This is a genomic window from Nonomuraea sp. B10E15, from assembly GCF_039871615.1.
GTDB lineage: Bacteria > Actinomycetota > Actinomycetes > Streptosporangiales > Streptosporangiaceae > Nonomuraea.
On sequence record NZ_JBDPMB010000042.1, the window covers coordinates 1 to 15,375 of the forward strand.

Below are 15,375 nucleotides of genomic sequence, written 5' to 3' on the forward strand. Positions count from 1 at the left end.
CACGTCCGGTGGGTGCAGGCGAGCACTTCCCGCTCAGACCGACAGATCCCGTTGAAGACCCGAGGTCAGTCAGAGGGTGGGTCAGGACTGGCGGGAGGTGCTCCCCTACATCATCTCTGTCAGCGGGTGAAGCTGATCTCCACCCTGCGGTTCCTGGCGCGGCCCTTGGGGTTGTCGCCCCCGTCGGGCAGGACGTTGGGCGCGACGGGGTCTTCCTCGCCGTGGCCGGCCACGGCGAAGTCGGTGTCCGGCACGAGCTCGCCGAGCGCGTCGCGCACCGCGTTCGCCCGTTCGCGCGACAACTCCAGGTTGTAGGAGTCGGAGCCCTTGGTGTCAGTGTAGCCGTCGATCTTCACCGGCTTGCCCGCCGCCTCGGCCTTGAGCAGCTCGGCGGCCTGCGCGAGCCGGCTCTTGGCCTTGCCGGTCAGCGTGGCCTTGTCGAAGGCGAACAGCACGTCGGCGGCCACCGTGATCGTGCGTTCCCTGCCGCTGGTCTCGTTGGTCACCGACTCGTCGAGGTTGGAGATCCGCTCGGAGATGTCGAGGATCTTGCCGCTGATGTCGAGCACCGGCGCGGTGGCCGGCTCCCCTCCTCCCACGGGCACCTGGACGGGTTGCGAGGGCGAGGGGGTGGGCGTGAGCGTCACGAGCAACAACAGGACGAGCGCGCTAGCTGATCGGTACATTCGCCAGCGTCCCCACGTTCGGAATGTGCACGTCCACCGAGCCCACGTCCGCGGGCGGCGCGGCGAACGTGGCGGAGAAGACCGCGCTCTGGTCCTGCCTCAGGAACAGGGCTTCGATCCGGCTGCACACGCATTTGCCCTCGCTGTCCAGCGCCACGAGGTGCTTCTTGGCGTTCTTGACGTCGACGAGGTGGACGCCGTCCACGGTCGGCCTGGGCGAGGGGACGGCCGAGAAGGCGTTGTTCACCTGCCACCCGAGCGGGTCTCCGCCCTCCTTCGTCACCGTGACGGTGAAGGTGAGGTTGACGAACCGCTCCCTGCGGATCAGCTGGACGATCTCCACCTCGAACGTGTGGCCGTCGAACGTCCCTTCCCGGCCGGCCAGGACCTGGTCAGGAGGGATGGTGGCCGGCGTGGTGGCCGGTGTGGTCGCCTGCTTGACCGGCTCGGACCTGGAGGGCGCGTCCTCCTCCGTGGCTCGCGGCGAGGATGGCTGGCCGAGCTGGCATCCTGTGACGAGCACGGGAACAAGCACGGTGGCGAGCACGGAAGTGAGAACTTTCGTCAGCCTGATGCGGCCGGAATTATACCGATATTTCAGGTCGATGATCGAGAGGAACTCGCCGCCTCCCACATCCGCAGGTACGCCTCGGCGCCCGCCGCCAGGTCCCGCACGATCTCGTCGCCGGCGATGATCCGCATGTCCTCGATCCAGTCGGGTACCAGGCCGTAGTTGGCGACCCCGTCGGTGTTGACGTCCCACACCCGCTCGCCGGTGCGCAACCGGTCAAGGCGCTCGCCGCCGTCGAAGGTCGCGAACGGGTACGTCACGGGGTTACCGGAGTTGCCGGCCCTCGGCCCGGGCAGCCTCCCCATCCCGTTGACGTCCAGGCCGTAGCCGTAACCGGCGATCCGGTGCTCCCGCCGGAGCGGCTCGGTGCGGGCCCACTCGGCGACGAAGTGCTCGGCGTCGTGCCCGTACTGGGTGATCATGCCGCCGAGTGCGTAGACGCGCCCGAAGAAATGCGGGTCGGTCCAGCTGTGGGAGGAGATCACGCCCGGGTACCGGGCGGCTTCGAGGAGGTCGAGCGTGCGTTCCGCGGCCTTCACACTCATGTGATCGATCTCGACCAGCATGCCGCGTTCGATCATGCCCTTGACCATGTACTCGCCGAGCTCGGTCAGGCCCCTCGTGTTGCAGTGCGGCGCCGGCGGATAGAGCGGGAGCGAGACGCCGGGCGGGAGCAGGCCGGCGATCGGATCGGGCAGGACGCCGCCCGGGTCGATCGGGTTGTCGTGCGCCGGGCCGGTGCAGGTGCGGGCCTGCCAGAACGACCCGCCGCTGAGCAGGTTGCCCAGGTTGACGATCGCGCCCTGCGTGCCGGAGTCGAAGCGCACGCCGCACAGCGCGTTGTCGTACTTGTGGCACACGAACATGCTGCGCACGCCGAGCGCGTGCATCTCGTCGAGCCCTCGGTCGATCTGTCCCCTGGTGCAGCGGGGGATGCCGAGCAGCGTGCGGCAGCCGAACGGCTCGGAGGTCTCGACGCCCAGGACGACCGCGAGCTTGCCGGCCTGGACGACCTGCCTGGCTTCGGCCGGGTCGCGCACGATGCGGAACCAGCCCTGCCCGGGGCCTCCGTGCTCGGCGTCGATGTGGTCCTGCAGCTCGCGGGCCCGCTCGGCCTGCCGCCTGATCGAGGCCATCTCGTCGCAGGCGTTCCGCTTCAGCGGGTAGATGACGCAGAGTTGCCGGTTGGCGACCAGGTGGTTGACCATGACGCGGAGCCCGCCCCGCCAGGCGCGTTCCACCCACGTGTAGTACGCCTGCTGGTGGGTCAGGGAGTCGTGCGCCGGCCAGTCGCGGAACGTGGGCCAGCCGACCGGGTCGTGGGTCCCGGTCGGCGACCCGGTGCGGGTGAGGTTCTCGTACCAGGCGAGCTCGCCGTTCGGGTGGTGGTCGGCGCAGTCGGTCAGGGCCTTCTCTACGCCCTGCGCGTGGAACGGCCGCCCGCACATCAGCAGGCCGCCGAACGCCTCGTAGGAGAACAGGTGGCTGTGGGCGTCGACGAACCCGCGGACCTCGGCCTCCGCCGCGGCGGGGCTGGTCCGCGGGATCGTCAGCGTGCCGGTCACGAGGAGCAGCACGGCGATGGCTGCGAGGGCTGAGCGGCGGGACATCACACCTCGCCAGGCTGGGGGGTCGCTGCCCTCCCAGCATCCGCCGCCGTCACCGGCCCCGCAAGGCCCAAACATGAGCGGGTCTCATGTGCCTAGGGTGATCGCGTCGAGGTTGAGGTAGTTGCCGGCCCCCAGCTCCATCCGGATCGTGTTGTGCCCGCGCGCCAGCCTGACCCCGTCGAGCACGGCGGTGCCCCACTGGCCCCAGCCCTGCGTGGCGGGGAAGCGCAGGTCGCCGGCCTGGGCGCCGTTCACCAGGACGCGGCGCCCCGCGTCGCCCGCCCCGGCGGCGTAGCGGAAGCGCAGCTGGTGGCGCCCGGCGCGGCCCACGTTCACGTGAATGGTCAGCGCCTGGTCCGCGGCGTTCCAGCCGGCGAGATAGCCCCTGCCGGTGAAGCCCGGCTGGCTGCTCTCCCCTCCGATGCCCTCGGAGCGCGCGTTCTCGGCCTCGTACACGCCGTTCTCCGGCTGGAGCCCGCCGTTGCCGTCGGGCTTGACGAGCTGGAGCATGCTGACGGGGGCCGCCGCCGTCAGGCTCTGCAGGAACGTGTCAGGCGCGGGCGCGGACCAGTCGGGGCCCATCAGGCCGTCGGAAGGACGCCGGTGCTGCCACGCCTGGGTGGCGTTGCGCTGCAGGAACGGCAGATACCTCGTCTGGCCGTGCCGGGTGACCAGCACGTTGAGATAGCGGACCAGCAGCGCCTTGAAGCCGCCACCGTCGTTGACGCCCTCGTGCAGCAGGGTGCCGCCGTTGGTGAGGTTGGCGGTGGCCCAGTCGGCGGCGGCGCGGGCGTCGGCGAGGTAGGAGGCCTCGCCCGTCGCCTCGTGGAGCGCGGCGGCGGCGCCGATGTAGGTGCCGAAGTTGTAGGTGAAGTCCCACTTGACGAGCGTGCCGTCGGCTTCGAAGTGGTCGTGGACGTGCCCGTCCTCCTGCAGGTTCTCCTTGACCCAGGCGAACAGGCCCCGCGCCCGCGACAGGTAGGAGGCCTCGCCCGTCGCGGCGTGCAGCTTCGCGGCGGTGATCGCCGCGGGGGCGTTGGTGGCGACGTTCTTCTGGTCGCGCACGTCGTTGCGCCACCAGATGCCGCCGCCGTGGGTGTCGTCGCGCTCGGCCCAGATCCGGTCGAACAGCTCCTTCGACCGGTTCAGGTACGTCTCGTCCCCCGTCAGCTCGTACGCCCGGGCGCTCGCCAGCGCCCACCACCCGAGGTCGTCGTTGAAGTCGTTGGCGAAGTCCGGGTAGTAGGCGACGAAGCCGGCGTACACGTCGTCGACCATCCGGCGGTACTCCGGGCTGCGGGTGCGCTCGTAGGCGTCCATCACCAGCTCCCACAGCTGCGCCTCCCACCAGAAGTCGGTGTAGAGCCCGTCCTCCGGTCCGTGGGCGTGCTCGTGCACACGGTGGTCGCTGTTGGTGTAGAAGTACTTCTTCTCCGGGTCCCAGAAGGCGTCGACGAAGGCCGACATGGCGGCGTCGGCGTCCCGGGGGACGGTGGCGTGCGCCGGCTGGGCGGCGAGGCCGGCCTGCAGCAGGGCGAATAACGCCACGCAGGCGGCGGTCATGCGCGCTTTCACGATGCTCTCCTCAGTCGAGGTTGTTCTGGGTCAGGACGCGGTCCCCCTGCTCCTGGGCCTTGGCCAGGGACTGCTGGGCGGTGGCCTTGCCGCCGAGGAACAACTGCAGGTTGGGGATGAGGGCGTCGTCCTCCATCGGCGGGTAGCCGGCGCAGGCCGGCCGGACCTTGGCGTACTCGAGCGTGTCGAGGATCGGCTTCCAGAACGGGTCGCCGGTGAAGAAGGGATCCTTCGCGGCCTCCACGTTGCCGGGGATGTTCAGGCTGGTCCTGGCCCACTTCAGCGCGTTGTCCTTCTCGGCCGTCCACCACTTGACGAACTCCCAGGCGGCGTCCTTCTGCTTGGCCGCGCGCGGGATCACCAGGCCGAACCCGCCCATGAGGCTGGCCTGGTCACCCTGCGGCCCCGCCGGCGGCGGCACGATGCCGAAGTCGAGGTCCTTGCCGTACTTGCGGTAGGTGGTGATGTTCCACGGGCCCGTGAAGATCATGGAGACCTTGCCGGTGGCGAACGCGTCGGTGCCTTCTCCCAGGCCGGTCTCGAACCCGGTCTGGTAGACGCCGCCCTTGATCATGCGGCTCCATAGGTCGAGCGCCTGCGCGCCCTGCGGGCTGTTGAAGGTCGTGCGGGAGCAGTCGTCGGTGACCATCTGGCCGCCGGCCTGGCGCAGGTACATGCTGAACAGGCCCGCGTCGTCCATCGACAGCCCGGCGCGGACGAGCTTGCCGCCCTCCCGCCTGGTCAGCTTGATCGCCGCCTGCTCCAGTTCGGCCCAGGTCCGCGGCGGCTCCACCCCGGCCTCCTTCAGGTGGGCCTTGTTGTAGAACAGGGCCCGCGCGTCGACGGTCAGCGGCAGGCCGTACACCTTGCCGTCGTGGGTCAGCTCGCGCACCGCCTCGCCGTAGAACCGCTCGCGCTCGACACCGTCCTTCTTCATCCGCTCGTCGAGCGGCTCCAGCACGTTCTTGGGCGCGTACGTGGCCGTGCGCCAGCGGTCCCAGAACATGACGTCGGGCGCCTGGCCGGAGGTGGAGGCGGTGAGGAACTTGGTGAGTATGTCCTCCTGCACGACGTACTCGACCTGGATGCCGGGGTGGGTCTTGTTGAAGGCGTCGGTCATCGTCCTGAACTGCTGTTCGCCTTCGCCCGACCAGTCGCCCCAGAAGGTCAGCTCGACCACCCCGCCGGAGCCGGAGGAGTCGTCGGAGGACGGGGCGCAGCCGGTGGAGATCACGGTCAGGAGGGCGACGGTGGTGACGGCCGGCCGCCCGGGCAGAGTCCAGCGCATCGGCGGCTCTTTCCTTTCTCGGAGATCACAAGGGGTGTCACTTCGAGCCCGTGCCGGTGAAGGCCAGGCCGCGGGTGAGGTAGCGCTGTCCGAAGGCGAACAGCAGGAGTGTGGGCACCATGGCGACGATGGATCCGGCCATGAGCGGCCCGTAGTCGGTCTTCTGGTTGAAGGAGAAGGCGGCCAGGCTCATCTGGATCGTCATCATGTCGGGGTCGTTGAGCACGATCAGCGGCCACAGGAAGCCGTTCCAGCCGGCGACGAACGTGAACACCGACAGCGTGGCCAGCGCCGGACGGCACAGCGGCAGGTAGATGCTCCAGAAGATGCGGAACTCGCGGCACCCGTCGACGCGTGCCGCCTCGCCCAGGTCCTTGGGCAGCGCCAGGAAGAACTGCCGCATCATGAACACCGCGAACGCCCCGACCGCGCCGGGCAGGATGACCGCCCAGTACGTGTTGAGCAGCCCGGCCCCGCCCTGGCCGGCGAGGTCGTTGCCGCCTGCCAGCGGCATGCTCCTGACGATGATGAACGACGGCACCAGCGTCACGACGGGCGGCACCATCATCGACGCCAGCAGCAGCCGGAACAGCAGCCGGTTGCCGCGGAAGGCCAGCCGGGCGAAGGCGTAGCCCGCCAGCGCCCCGAGCAGCACGTTGGTCGCCACGCCCGCGACGGCCAGCAGCATGGAGTTGGCGAAGTGCCGGGCGAACGGGACGGTGGTGAACGCCGACCAGTAGTGCTCGAAGGTGATCGAGCCGGGCAGCCACTTGACGGGCAGCGCGATGATGTCCTCGTCCGGCTTGAGCGACGTGCTCAGCGACCACAGGAACGGCAGCAGCATGAACAGCCCCACCACGGTCAGGACGCCGTAGAAGGCCGTGCAGCCGAGCGCGAGGCGGATCGTTCTGGTGGTCCTGCTGGTGGTCATAAGCATCACTCCGGCACCTGGTCGCGGTTGACCCGCATGTTGATCACCGTGACGGCGACGATGATGATGAAGAGGGTGAAGGCCTGGGCCGAGGCGTAGCCCATCTGCAGCCGGTTGAAGCCGGTCTCGTAGATCTGGTAGACGGGCGTCAGCGTCGTGTTGCCGGGACCGCCTTTGGTCATCACGTACGCCTGGTCGAAGAGCTGGAACGCGCCGATCAGCGACAGGGTCGTGACGAAGAACGTCGTCGTGCGCAGCGAGGGCCAGGTGATGTGCAGGAAGGACCGCCAGCGGCCGGCCCCGTCGAGGGCGGCGGCCTCGTACAGGTGGGCGGGGACGTTCTGCAGGCCGGCCAGGTAGATGAGCATGTTGGAGCCCACCCCCTGCCACAGCGTGACGATCACGATGGACACCATGGCCGTGCTGCCGTCGCCCAGCCAGGCGGGGCCGGGGATGCCGAGGTAGCCGAGGATCTCGTTGACGGGGCCGTAGTGGCTGTTCAGCATCCACGCCCATACGGTCGCGGCGGCGACGGGTGAGGTGACGACCGGGATGAAGTAGACGGTGCGGAAGATCGCCATGCCCGGGAGCCGCCGGCTGAGCGCCAGCGCCAGCACCAGCGAGAGGGCGATCATGGCGGGCACGAACATGGCGCAGTAGTAGAGGATGTTCTTCAGCGTGGTGAAGAACGTGTCGTCCTCCAGGAGACGGGCGTAGTTGGCCAGGCCGGCCCAGGACGGAGGCGTGAGCACGTCGTACGCGGTGAAGCTGAGGCCGAAGGCTCCGACCACGGGCAGCACGGTGAAGACGAGGAACAACACCATCGCCGGCGCGGTGAACACCATCCCGGCGCGTGCCTGGTGGCGGCCCAGTGCCGAACGTTCGGGGGGCCGGCGGTGGGGAGCAGGGCCGGCGGCGGGCCCGCGGATGTCCGGCCCTGTGGCGAGCGTCCTGGTCACGCGGTCTCCTTCGGGACTTCCCGGAGATGTCACTTGTGGGAAAGGTAGAAAGCATGTTGATATAAGTCAATATGTTGGAGATACCAGGACGAAATATCTCTGCAACGGAGACCAGCAAGACGGGCAGGTAAGATGGTATATATCTAGCTTTCGCTGACATACCAACTTTCGTGGCCTAAGGGGAAGAGTGGTCGCAAGAGGCCCGCTGCTCTACGAGCGGATCATCGATTACGTGCTGGACGAGATCAGGCGGGGCGCCCTGGTCCCGGGAGACCGTGTCTCCTCAGAGATGGAGCTGGCCGAGCAGTTCGAGGTCAGCCGCATCACCTCGAAGCGCGCCCTGGAGCTCCTCAGACAGGCGGGCGTCGTCGAGCGGATCCGCGGCAAGGGCTCGTTCGTCGCCGGCGAGCTGCCCGACCTCGACCAGCTCGCGATCCCGGCCCAGGGAGCCGCGGCCGAGCGCGCGGCACCGGGCGAGCGGGCTCCCGGCGCGATCGCGCTGATCTATCCCGACGCGTCGGAGGCGTACGGTCTCGAACTGCTCGCCGCCGTGGAGGAGCGCTGCGCGGAACACGGGATCGCCCTCGTGATCAAGCGCACCCGCGGCGACCAGGCGGAGGAGGAGCGCGCGATCGCGTCCATGGTGGACGGCGGCCTCGTCGACGGTCTGATCGTCTTCCCCGTCCACGGCGAGTACTACAACGCCCGCCTGCTGCGGACCATCCTCGCCGGCTACCCTCTGGTGCTGGTCGACCGCTATCTGGCGGGCATCCAGGCCTGCGCCGTCCACACCGACAACGTGGCGGCCGCCCGCACCCTCACCGACCGCCTGCTCGATCTGGGGCACCGGCACATCGCGTTCGTCTCGCCCCCGCCGGAGAACACCTCGAGCATCGAGGAGCGGCTGGAGGGGTTCCGCACCGCCCTGGCGGGGCGCGGCCTGCCGCTCAGCCACCAGCACCTGCTGACCGGCCTGTCCAGCACCCTGCCCGGCGCCTTCAGCGCGGAGAACGTGCGGGCCGACGTGGAGCGGGTCCGCGCCTTCCAGGAGCGCGAACCCGAGGTCACCGCGTTCGTGGTCTGCGAGTACAACCTGGCGCGCGTGATGGACCGGGCCGTGGCGGCCCCGCCCGGCCGCGCCAGGCCCCTCATCGCCTGCTTCGACTCCGCCGGCGACCCCGTCGCCGGGCCCGCCTTCCTGCACGTGCGCCAGGACCAGCGCGAGATGGGCAGGCGCGCGGTCGACCTGCTGCTCGCCCAGACGCGCGGCGAACCCGTGCCCTCGCGATCCATCGTCCCCTTCACGATCGTCGAGGCCCACGACCAGCGCGAGCCGCGCTAGAAGCGGCCCCCGGACTCAAGGACCACCCGCAACGACGAACGGAGAACGCCTGGTGTCGCCCGAGCCCGATCCCCGCACCCTCTGGAACGACCGCGCCGACGTGGCGCAGCGCAGCCTGGATCACTATTTCGCCGCCCCCGGCCGCCAGCTGTACGACAACTGGCACCCGCTGGGTCCCGGCGACAACGACGTCTTCAACTACTGGTGGCTGGCGCACGCCCTGGACGCGCGGGTGGACGCGTACGAGCGGACCTCGGACCCGTCGTGGCTGGACCGGGCCAGGGAGATCCACGACAACATCCTCGCGCGCAACGACGGGTCGCTGTTCAACGACTACTTCGACGACATGCTCTGGTTCGGCCTGGCGATCCTGCGGCTGGCCGACGCCCGCGGTGACGACGGGCTGCGCGCCGAGGCGGCCGCGATCTGGCGGCACGTGCTGGACAACGGCTGGAACGAGCACGAAGGGGGCGGCATCGCCTGGCGGGTCCCCCAGCCGTACTACAAGAACACCCCCGCCAACGGTCCCTTCGTGCTGCTCTCCGCCCGCCTGCACCGGCACACGGGCGACCCCGCGCAGCTGGACTGGGGGCGGCGGGCGATGGACTGGCTCGAGCGCGTGCTGGTGCGGGAGGACGGGTTCGTCCACGACGGCATCAACCGGCAGCAGGACCACGCCATCGACGAGCAGTGGCGCTTCACGTACAACCAGGGTCTGTACATCGGGGCCTGCGTGGAGCTGGCGGGCGCTCTCGGGGATGACGACTACCTGCGGCGGGCCACCAGGACGGCGCGCACGGCCCTCACGGAGCTGGCCCCGGCCGGGGTCTTCGCCGACGAGGGCGGCGGCGGTGACGAAGGGCTGTTCAAGGGTGTCTTCTACCGGTACGCCCGCCTCCTGGTGGACGCGGCCGACGTGCCGGACCTGCGGGACTTCATGCTGGCCAGCACTGAGCGGGTGTGGCGGTCGTGCGCCCGCGACGGCACGATCCTGGCCGGGCCGGTGTGGACGCGCGCGGCGGACGGCAAGGTGCCCCTGTCGGCGCAGCTGAGCGCCGTCATGGCCACCGAGGCCTGCGCCGCCCTCGTCTCCTCCCCCGTCGCCCCCGCCTGACCGGGCGGCGAGCCGTTCCCCGTCCCCGCGGGACCGAGCCGGCGGGGAGGGGTCAGTCGGAGGTGGTGGTGCGGCGGCCCCGGGCCGGGGGTTTCTTGCGGCCGGCCACCAGCGTGTCGCCCGGCGTCGGCGCCGGGTCCTCGCCGCTCTTCTGCTCACCGGAGCGCGGACGCGGGTGCGGCGCCGTGTCCTCCGTGGCCTGGGCGTCGGGCGCGGGTTCGGATTTGCCCGTCTTGGTGGGCTTATCCCTGGCATCTGGCTTGTCTGGCTTGGTGTCGGGTTCGCGGAGTGAGGCGATGACGTTGTCCGCCTCCCTGTCGGCGGCGAACTCGTCCGCCGCCTCCGACTCCCGCCGCCGGATCACCACCATGTGGTCCACCGAGGCCCGTCCCGCCCCCACCACGGCCAGCAGCAGGGACGCCGCGCCGAGGAGGATCAGCTCATTGAGGCTGATGGGGTTGAGCGGCGGCGCGACCAGGAAGACGGCGAGCGCCTCGGCGAAGAGGATCAGCCCGGTGACGGAGACCGCCAGCCCGGCGATCAGTAAGGCGCCGCCGATGAGCTCGGCCAGCATCGTGATCGGAGCCCAGGCGCCGGGGGCGGGGGCGCCCTGTTCCAGGAACTTCTCCCCGGTGATCTTCAGCCCGTCTTCCAGCTTGGCCCAGCCGTTGGCGAAGAAGATACCGCCCACGCCGATGCGGGCGACTAAAGCGGCAAGATCGCTCAAGGCCTGTCTCACGGTAATTGTCTGCCCTGATCGGGACATGGCACACCTCAATCACGGCTGAGCAACGTGGCCACCGCGACGGCGGTCAGGCTCAGCAGAACGACGCTCACGACCACGGTCGTGTGCAGGGCGTTGACGAAGGCCCACCGGGCGGCGTCGAGCAGCGCGCCACCGGCTCGGCCGCCGACCTCGTCCGCGACGTGCGCGGCCGAGGCGAGCGACTGCCTGGCCTTGTCCATGCCGCCCGCGGACACTCCGGGCACGGCGGGCAAGCCGGGGGCGTACACGATGGCGGTGATCGTGCCGAGCACGGCCACGCCCAGGCCGGCCCCCAGCTCGTAGGCGGTCTCCTCGATGGCCGCGGCCCCACCCGCCTGGGACTCGGTCGCCGACGACATGATCGTGTCGGAGGCGGCCAGGAGCGCCACCTGCACTCCGAAGCCGATGCCGACGAAGCAGATCGCCAGCATCACGGGATGGCCCTCGACCCCCCAGCTCAGTGTGGGCGTCAGCGCCAGCGCGACGAGGCCGAGACCGCCGCTCATCGTGGCCCGCATGCCGATCCTCGGCAGGATGTGGGCGGCGGCGAGCCCGCCGGAGATGGCGGAGATGACCAGCGGCAACATCCGGACCGCGGCGCGCAGCGGGCTGTCGCCGAGCACGAGCTGAAGGTATTGGGCGAGCATGAGCTGGAGCCCGACCAGCGCGAACACGCCGAGCAGCACGCCCGCGACCCCGGTGGCGAACTCGCGCCGCCGGAACAGTCCGATCTCCAGCAGCGGCGTCGGCAGCCGCGTCTGCCGCCGGACGAAGGCGGCCAGCAGCCCGAGCCCGGTCAGGAACACCAGCACGGACGCCCACAACGGCATCAGGCTGCCCGAGCCCGCCTCCTTCAGCCCGAACGCCAGCGCCAGGATCCCGAGCACGGAGAGCACGGCGCTCATCGCGTCCCACGGCCGGTCCTTGTGCTCGCGCGAGTCCGGCAGCAGCCGGACGGCGGCGGGCAGCAGCACCAGCAGGATCGGCACGTTGATCAGGAAGACCGCGCCCCACCAGACGCCGACGAGCACGCCGCCGACGAGCGGCCCGACGGCCGCGCCCGCGGCGGCGACCGCGCTCCAGACGCCCAGCGCGATGGCCCGCTCGCGCCGGTCGGTGAACACCTGGCGGATCAGCGACAGCGTGGCCGGCATGATCATCGCGCCGCCGACGCCGAGTAGCGCCCTGGCCAGGATGAGGGTCAGCGGCGTCGGGGCGAACGCCGCGCCCGCCGAGGCCAGGCCGAACAGCGCGAAGCCGCACAGGACCATGCGTTTGCGACCGTACTTGTCACCCAGCGTGCCGAACATGATCAGCAGGGGCGCGACCACCAGCGAGTAGATGTCGATGATCCACAGCAGCTGCACGGCGGAGGGTTCGAGCGCGGCCGTGAGCGCGGGCACCGCGATGTGCAGGACCGTGGCGTCCACGGTGATCAGCAGCAGGCTCAGGCACAGGAGCACGAGGATGGACCAGCGGTGGTCCCGGTGCTCCCGGTCCGCAGTCCGTACGAAAAGTGCGGCCTGTGTGACGGTCATGGGCCTCCTTGCAGGCCGATCCGTGTCCAGGGCCCGCACGTGCTCTCGGGTCGGCGCGTGGGATTGCGGCTCGGCACTCGCTCCTTCCGAGGCCTCGCGCCCGGCTCCTCCGCTCCGGCTTGCGTGGCAGCTTAGGCCATGTCAGGCACTTGTCGTAGCGGTATCGCCTGATCCAGGGTCACACACGAACCTCTCTAGAGAGATACAGCCATATGTCGGTATCTATCCAACGATCGTTCGCGAAGCGATCATGGGACCGTGGGGACCGATCAACATGGCAGAAAAGGCAATCTTCCCGACCGGTCCTCCCGCGAGTGGTGCGCCGAGGCCCTGGCCAGGCTGAACGCCGGCCGTCCCGACTCCGCGCTCGACGCCGCCCGGAGGGCGTCCGGCCTTGATCCGTCCGCCGAGTGGGCGCACCGGCTCATCAGCCTCGCCCACGAGCGGCTGGGCCGCGACGCCGATGCCGTGCCCGCCGCGGAGCGGGCCGTCGAGCTCGCCCGCGGCTCCTGGCCGGCCCGCCTGCGCCTGGCCTCGATCCTGCGCCGCGTGCCCGGCCGCTGGGGCGACGCGGCCGAGCACGCCACGCTGGCGGCGAAGTTCGCGCCCGAGGAGGCCGGCCCGAGGGTCCTGCTGGGCGATCTGGCCCTGCTGCGCGGCGATCACGCCGCCGCCGAGCGGTCCTACCGCGCCGCGCTCGCCACCGAGCCCGGCCACCCGCAGGCCCGCGTGAACCTCGGCCTGTCGCTGCTGCGCTGGGACCGCCCCCGCCCGCACCACGATCCCGCATGGCCGGTGCACCCGCGCGACACCGGCAGGGCGAGGCGCGCCCTGGAGGTCTGGTCCCGCCAGGCACGCCTGCTGGTCGCCCTGGCCACGGTCGCGATAGCCGCGGCCGCGCTGCTGACCGGCTGGGGCGCGCAGGCAGAGCTCGGCGGCTTCGCGGTGCTGGCCCTGCTGGTGCCGCTCACGGTCAGGCAGGCCAGGCGGGTGGGTCTGTGGCGGTACGTGCGGCCGATGCTCTGCCGGGACCCCTGGCTCGGCGCGCACCTCGTCTCGGCGGCGGTGTCGGTGGCGGCGTTCGCCGCCTGGCTGCTGCTGGCGGCCATGCCGGCGCTGCCGGCCGCGTTCGACCCCGTCTGGGCCGGTCTGGCGGGCATCGCGGTGCTGGGCTGGCCGGCGCTGGCCGCCGTACGCGCCCTGGCCGAGGCATGGCGTGGCCGCCCGCTGCGGGCGCTGGCCGCGTCGGCGCGGGCCCAGGAGAGCGAGCGCACCGCCAGGCGGAACACCGGCGTGACGCTCTGGATCCTGCTCGTCAGGACCTGGACGGTGCTCGTTCCGCTGCTCGGCGGGGCCCTCGCCGTGGAGCCCACGGCCGCGCTGGCGGCGGTCGCGGTGCCGTACCCGATGGTGCGCGGATACCTGCGCGCCCGGCACCGCGGAGACAGGTGGCTGCTCATCGCGACGGGCCTCGTCGTGCTGTCCGCCGTGGCGAGCGCGGCGGGCGGGCTGCTCGGGTCGGCGTGGGCGTGGCGGACCGGGCTCGGCGGCCTGGGCGTGGCGATGGGCGTGTTCCTGGCCCGCGCGGCGCGCGCGTGGTGGCGCGGCGGCGCCGGCCCGTGGCGGGCCTCCCTCCTGATGTGCGACCTGCCCATGGGCGCCGAGCCGTCCGTCCCGCTCGACCCGGAGGTGCGCCGGACCTTCTCGTACGCCCGCAGCATCGTCCTGTCGTACGCCGACTCCCTCGGTCCCCGGGTCGCGGGCGCGGTGGCGTCCGTCACCTCGTCGGGCGAGCTGCGGCTGATCGCGGAGACGGAGGCCTGGGACGCCATCGAGGCCGACCCCAGGGTGGCGGTGTTCGCCACGGACCCGTTGCAGCGGCGCTTCTGGGTGGAGGTGCGCGGCATCGCCCAGGCCGACTCGGACGTCCTGCGCATCACGCCCAAGGAGGTGTTCCTGGGCGAGTTTCCCGGCCGCCACCAGCGCCGCCGGACCTGAGCGTGACCGCACGCCGATGGCACGCCGGCGGGACAGGGCGCGGCCCGCCGATCCCGCGTAGAATATTATTCTATGGACGTCCTGCGCACGCCTGAAGAGCGCTTCGCCGGCCTGCCCGGCTTCCCCTACGAACCCCGCTACGCCGACGTCGCCGACGGCCTGCGCATGGCCTACGTCGAGGCGGGCCCCGCCGAGGGCGAGCCCGTCGTGCTGCTGCACGGAGAGCCGACCTGGTCGTTCCTCTACCGGCACGTCATGCCGGAGCTGGCCGCGGCCGGGCTGCGCGCGATCGCCGTCGACCTCGTCGGATTCGGCCGCTCCGACAAGCCGGCCGACCTCGCCGCCCACACGTACGCCAGGCACGTGGAGTGGACCCGCGCCCTGCTGTTCGACGCGCTCGGCCTGAGCGGCGTCACCGTCGTCGGCCAGGACTGGGGCGGGCTGATCGGGCTGCGCGTCGCCGCCGAACACCCCGAGCGCGTCGCCAGGATCGTGGCAGCCAACACGGGCTTGCCGACCGGTGACATTCCCATGCCCGAGGTGTGGCACCAGTTCAAGGCCACCGTGCTCAGGGCCCCGGTCCTGGACATCGCCCGGCTCGTGCAGGCGGGCTGCAGGACGCGGCTGGCCGGGGAGGTCCGCGCGGCCTACGACGCGCCGTTCCCCGGCGAGGCGTACAAAGCGGGGCCGCGGGCCATGCCCGGCCTCGTGCCGATCACGCCCGACGACCCCGCCGCGCCCGCCAACCGCGCTGCCTGGCAGGTTCTCACCACCCTCGACCGGCCGTTCCTGGTGGCGTTCTCGGACGGCGATCCGATCACCGGCGGCATGGCGCCGATCCTGCTCAAATCGATCTCCGGCACCTCCGGCCTGCGGCATCCCGTGATCGAGGGCGCCGGCCACTTCCTCCAGGAGGACGCGGGCACCGAACTCGGCCGCCACGTCGCCGCTTTCGTGACCTCCACCTAGCGTGTCAGGACCGCCCAATCGCCCGTCC

The 15,375-nt window shown here is 71.0% G+C and carries 13 protein-coding genes; 4 read left to right on the forward strand and 9 right to left on the reverse strand.

The window, feature by feature from the left end:
* Positions 1-119: 119 nt before the first annotated feature.
* From ABGB14_RS48710 to ABGB14_RS48740, 7 genes are all read right to left on the reverse strand, one after another.
* Positions 120-686, reverse strand: coding sequence for an OmpA family protein (locus ABGB14_RS48710; RefSeq protein WP_347650706.1), 567 nt, complete (start codon positions 684-686; stop codon positions 120-122).
* Entirely contained in the window at positions 670-1,209 is a 540-nt protein-coding gene (locus tag ABGB14_RS48715; protein ID WP_347650707.1) for a hypothetical protein, read from the reverse strand. Before ABGB14_RS48715 ends, ABGB14_RS48710 begins: the two co-directional genes overlap by 17 nt.
* A 74-nt stretch (positions 1,210-1,283) precedes the next feature.
* Positions 1,284-2,867 carry a Coagulation factor 5/8 type domain-containing protein gene (locus ABGB14_RS48720; RefSeq protein ID WP_347650708.1) on the reverse strand — a complete coding sequence of 528 codons (1,584 nt, stop codon included), beginning with the start codon at positions 2,865-2,867 and terminating at the stop codon, positions 1,284-1,286.
* An 84-nt stretch (positions 2,868-2,951) separates the two neighbouring features.
* Complete coding sequence (locus ABGB14_RS48725) at positions 2,952-4,442, reverse strand: glycoside hydrolase family 76 protein (RefSeq protein WP_347650709.1); 1,491 nt, start codon at positions 4,440-4,442, stop codon at positions 2,952-2,954.
* Between the two features lie 10 nt (positions 4,443-4,452).
* A complete protein-coding gene (locus tag ABGB14_RS48730) occupies positions 4,453-5,730 on the reverse strand; it encodes an ABC transporter substrate-binding protein (protein WP_347650710.1) in 1,278 nt (425 codons plus the stop codon).
* A gap of 37 nt (positions 5,731-5,767) precedes the next feature.
* Positions 5,768-6,661: a carbohydrate ABC transporter permease gene (locus ABGB14_RS48735; protein WP_347650711.1), complete on the reverse strand. Its 894-nt coding sequence runs from the start codon at positions 6,659-6,661 to the stop codon at positions 5,768-5,770.
* Between the two features lie 5 nt (positions 6,662-6,666).
* On the reverse strand, positions 6,667-7,620 hold the full coding sequence (locus tag ABGB14_RS48740) for a sugar ABC transporter permease (RefSeq protein ID WP_347650712.1): 954 nt from the start codon (positions 7,618-7,620) through the stop codon (positions 6,667-6,669).
* A 187-nt stretch (positions 7,621-7,807) separates the two neighbouring features.
* Between ABGB14_RS48740 and ABGB14_RS48745 the strand changes: the two genes are divergently transcribed.
* On the forward strand, positions 7,808-8,962 hold the full coding sequence (locus ABGB14_RS48745) for a substrate-binding domain-containing protein (protein ID WP_347650713.1): 1,155 nt from the start codon (positions 7,808-7,810) through the stop codon (positions 8,960-8,962).
* Between the two features lie 52 nt (positions 8,963-9,014).
* Positions 9,015-10,076, forward strand: coding sequence for a glycoside hydrolase family 76 protein (locus ABGB14_RS48750; protein ID WP_347650714.1), 1,062 nt, complete (start codon positions 9,015-9,017; stop codon positions 10,074-10,076).
* A gap of 52 nt (positions 10,077-10,128) precedes the next feature.
* On the opposite strand, the gene ABGB14_RS48755 is transcribed toward ABGB14_RS48750, so the two are convergent.
* Both ABGB14_RS48755 and ABGB14_RS48760 read right to left on the reverse strand, forming a co-directional pair.
* The gene (locus ABGB14_RS48755) at positions 10,129-10,803 is read right to left on the reverse strand and encodes a DoxX family protein (RefSeq protein ID WP_347650715.1); all 675 of its coding nucleotides are present in this window, start codon (positions 10,801-10,803) and stop codon (positions 10,129-10,131) included.
* Between the two features lie 47 nt (positions 10,804-10,850).
* Complete coding sequence (locus ABGB14_RS48760; RefSeq protein WP_347650716.1) at positions 10,851-12,380, reverse strand: MFS transporter; 1,530 nt, start codon at positions 12,378-12,380, stop codon at positions 10,851-10,853.
* Between the two features lie 258 nt (positions 12,381-12,638).
* On the opposite strand from ABGB14_RS48760, the gene ABGB14_RS48765 reads away from it, so the two are divergent.
* The gene (locus ABGB14_RS48765) at positions 12,639-14,378 is read left to right on the forward strand and encodes a hypothetical protein (protein WP_347650717.1); all 1,740 of its coding nucleotides are present in this window, start codon (positions 12,639-12,641) and stop codon (positions 14,376-14,378) included.
* A 72-nt stretch (positions 14,379-14,450) separates the two neighbouring features.
* The gene (locus tag ABGB14_RS48770) at positions 14,451-15,347 is read left to right on the forward strand and encodes a haloalkane dehalogenase (protein ID WP_347650718.1); all 897 of its coding nucleotides are present in this window, start codon (positions 14,451-14,453) and stop codon (positions 15,345-15,347) included.
* Positions 15,348-15,375 lie beyond the last annotated feature (28 nt).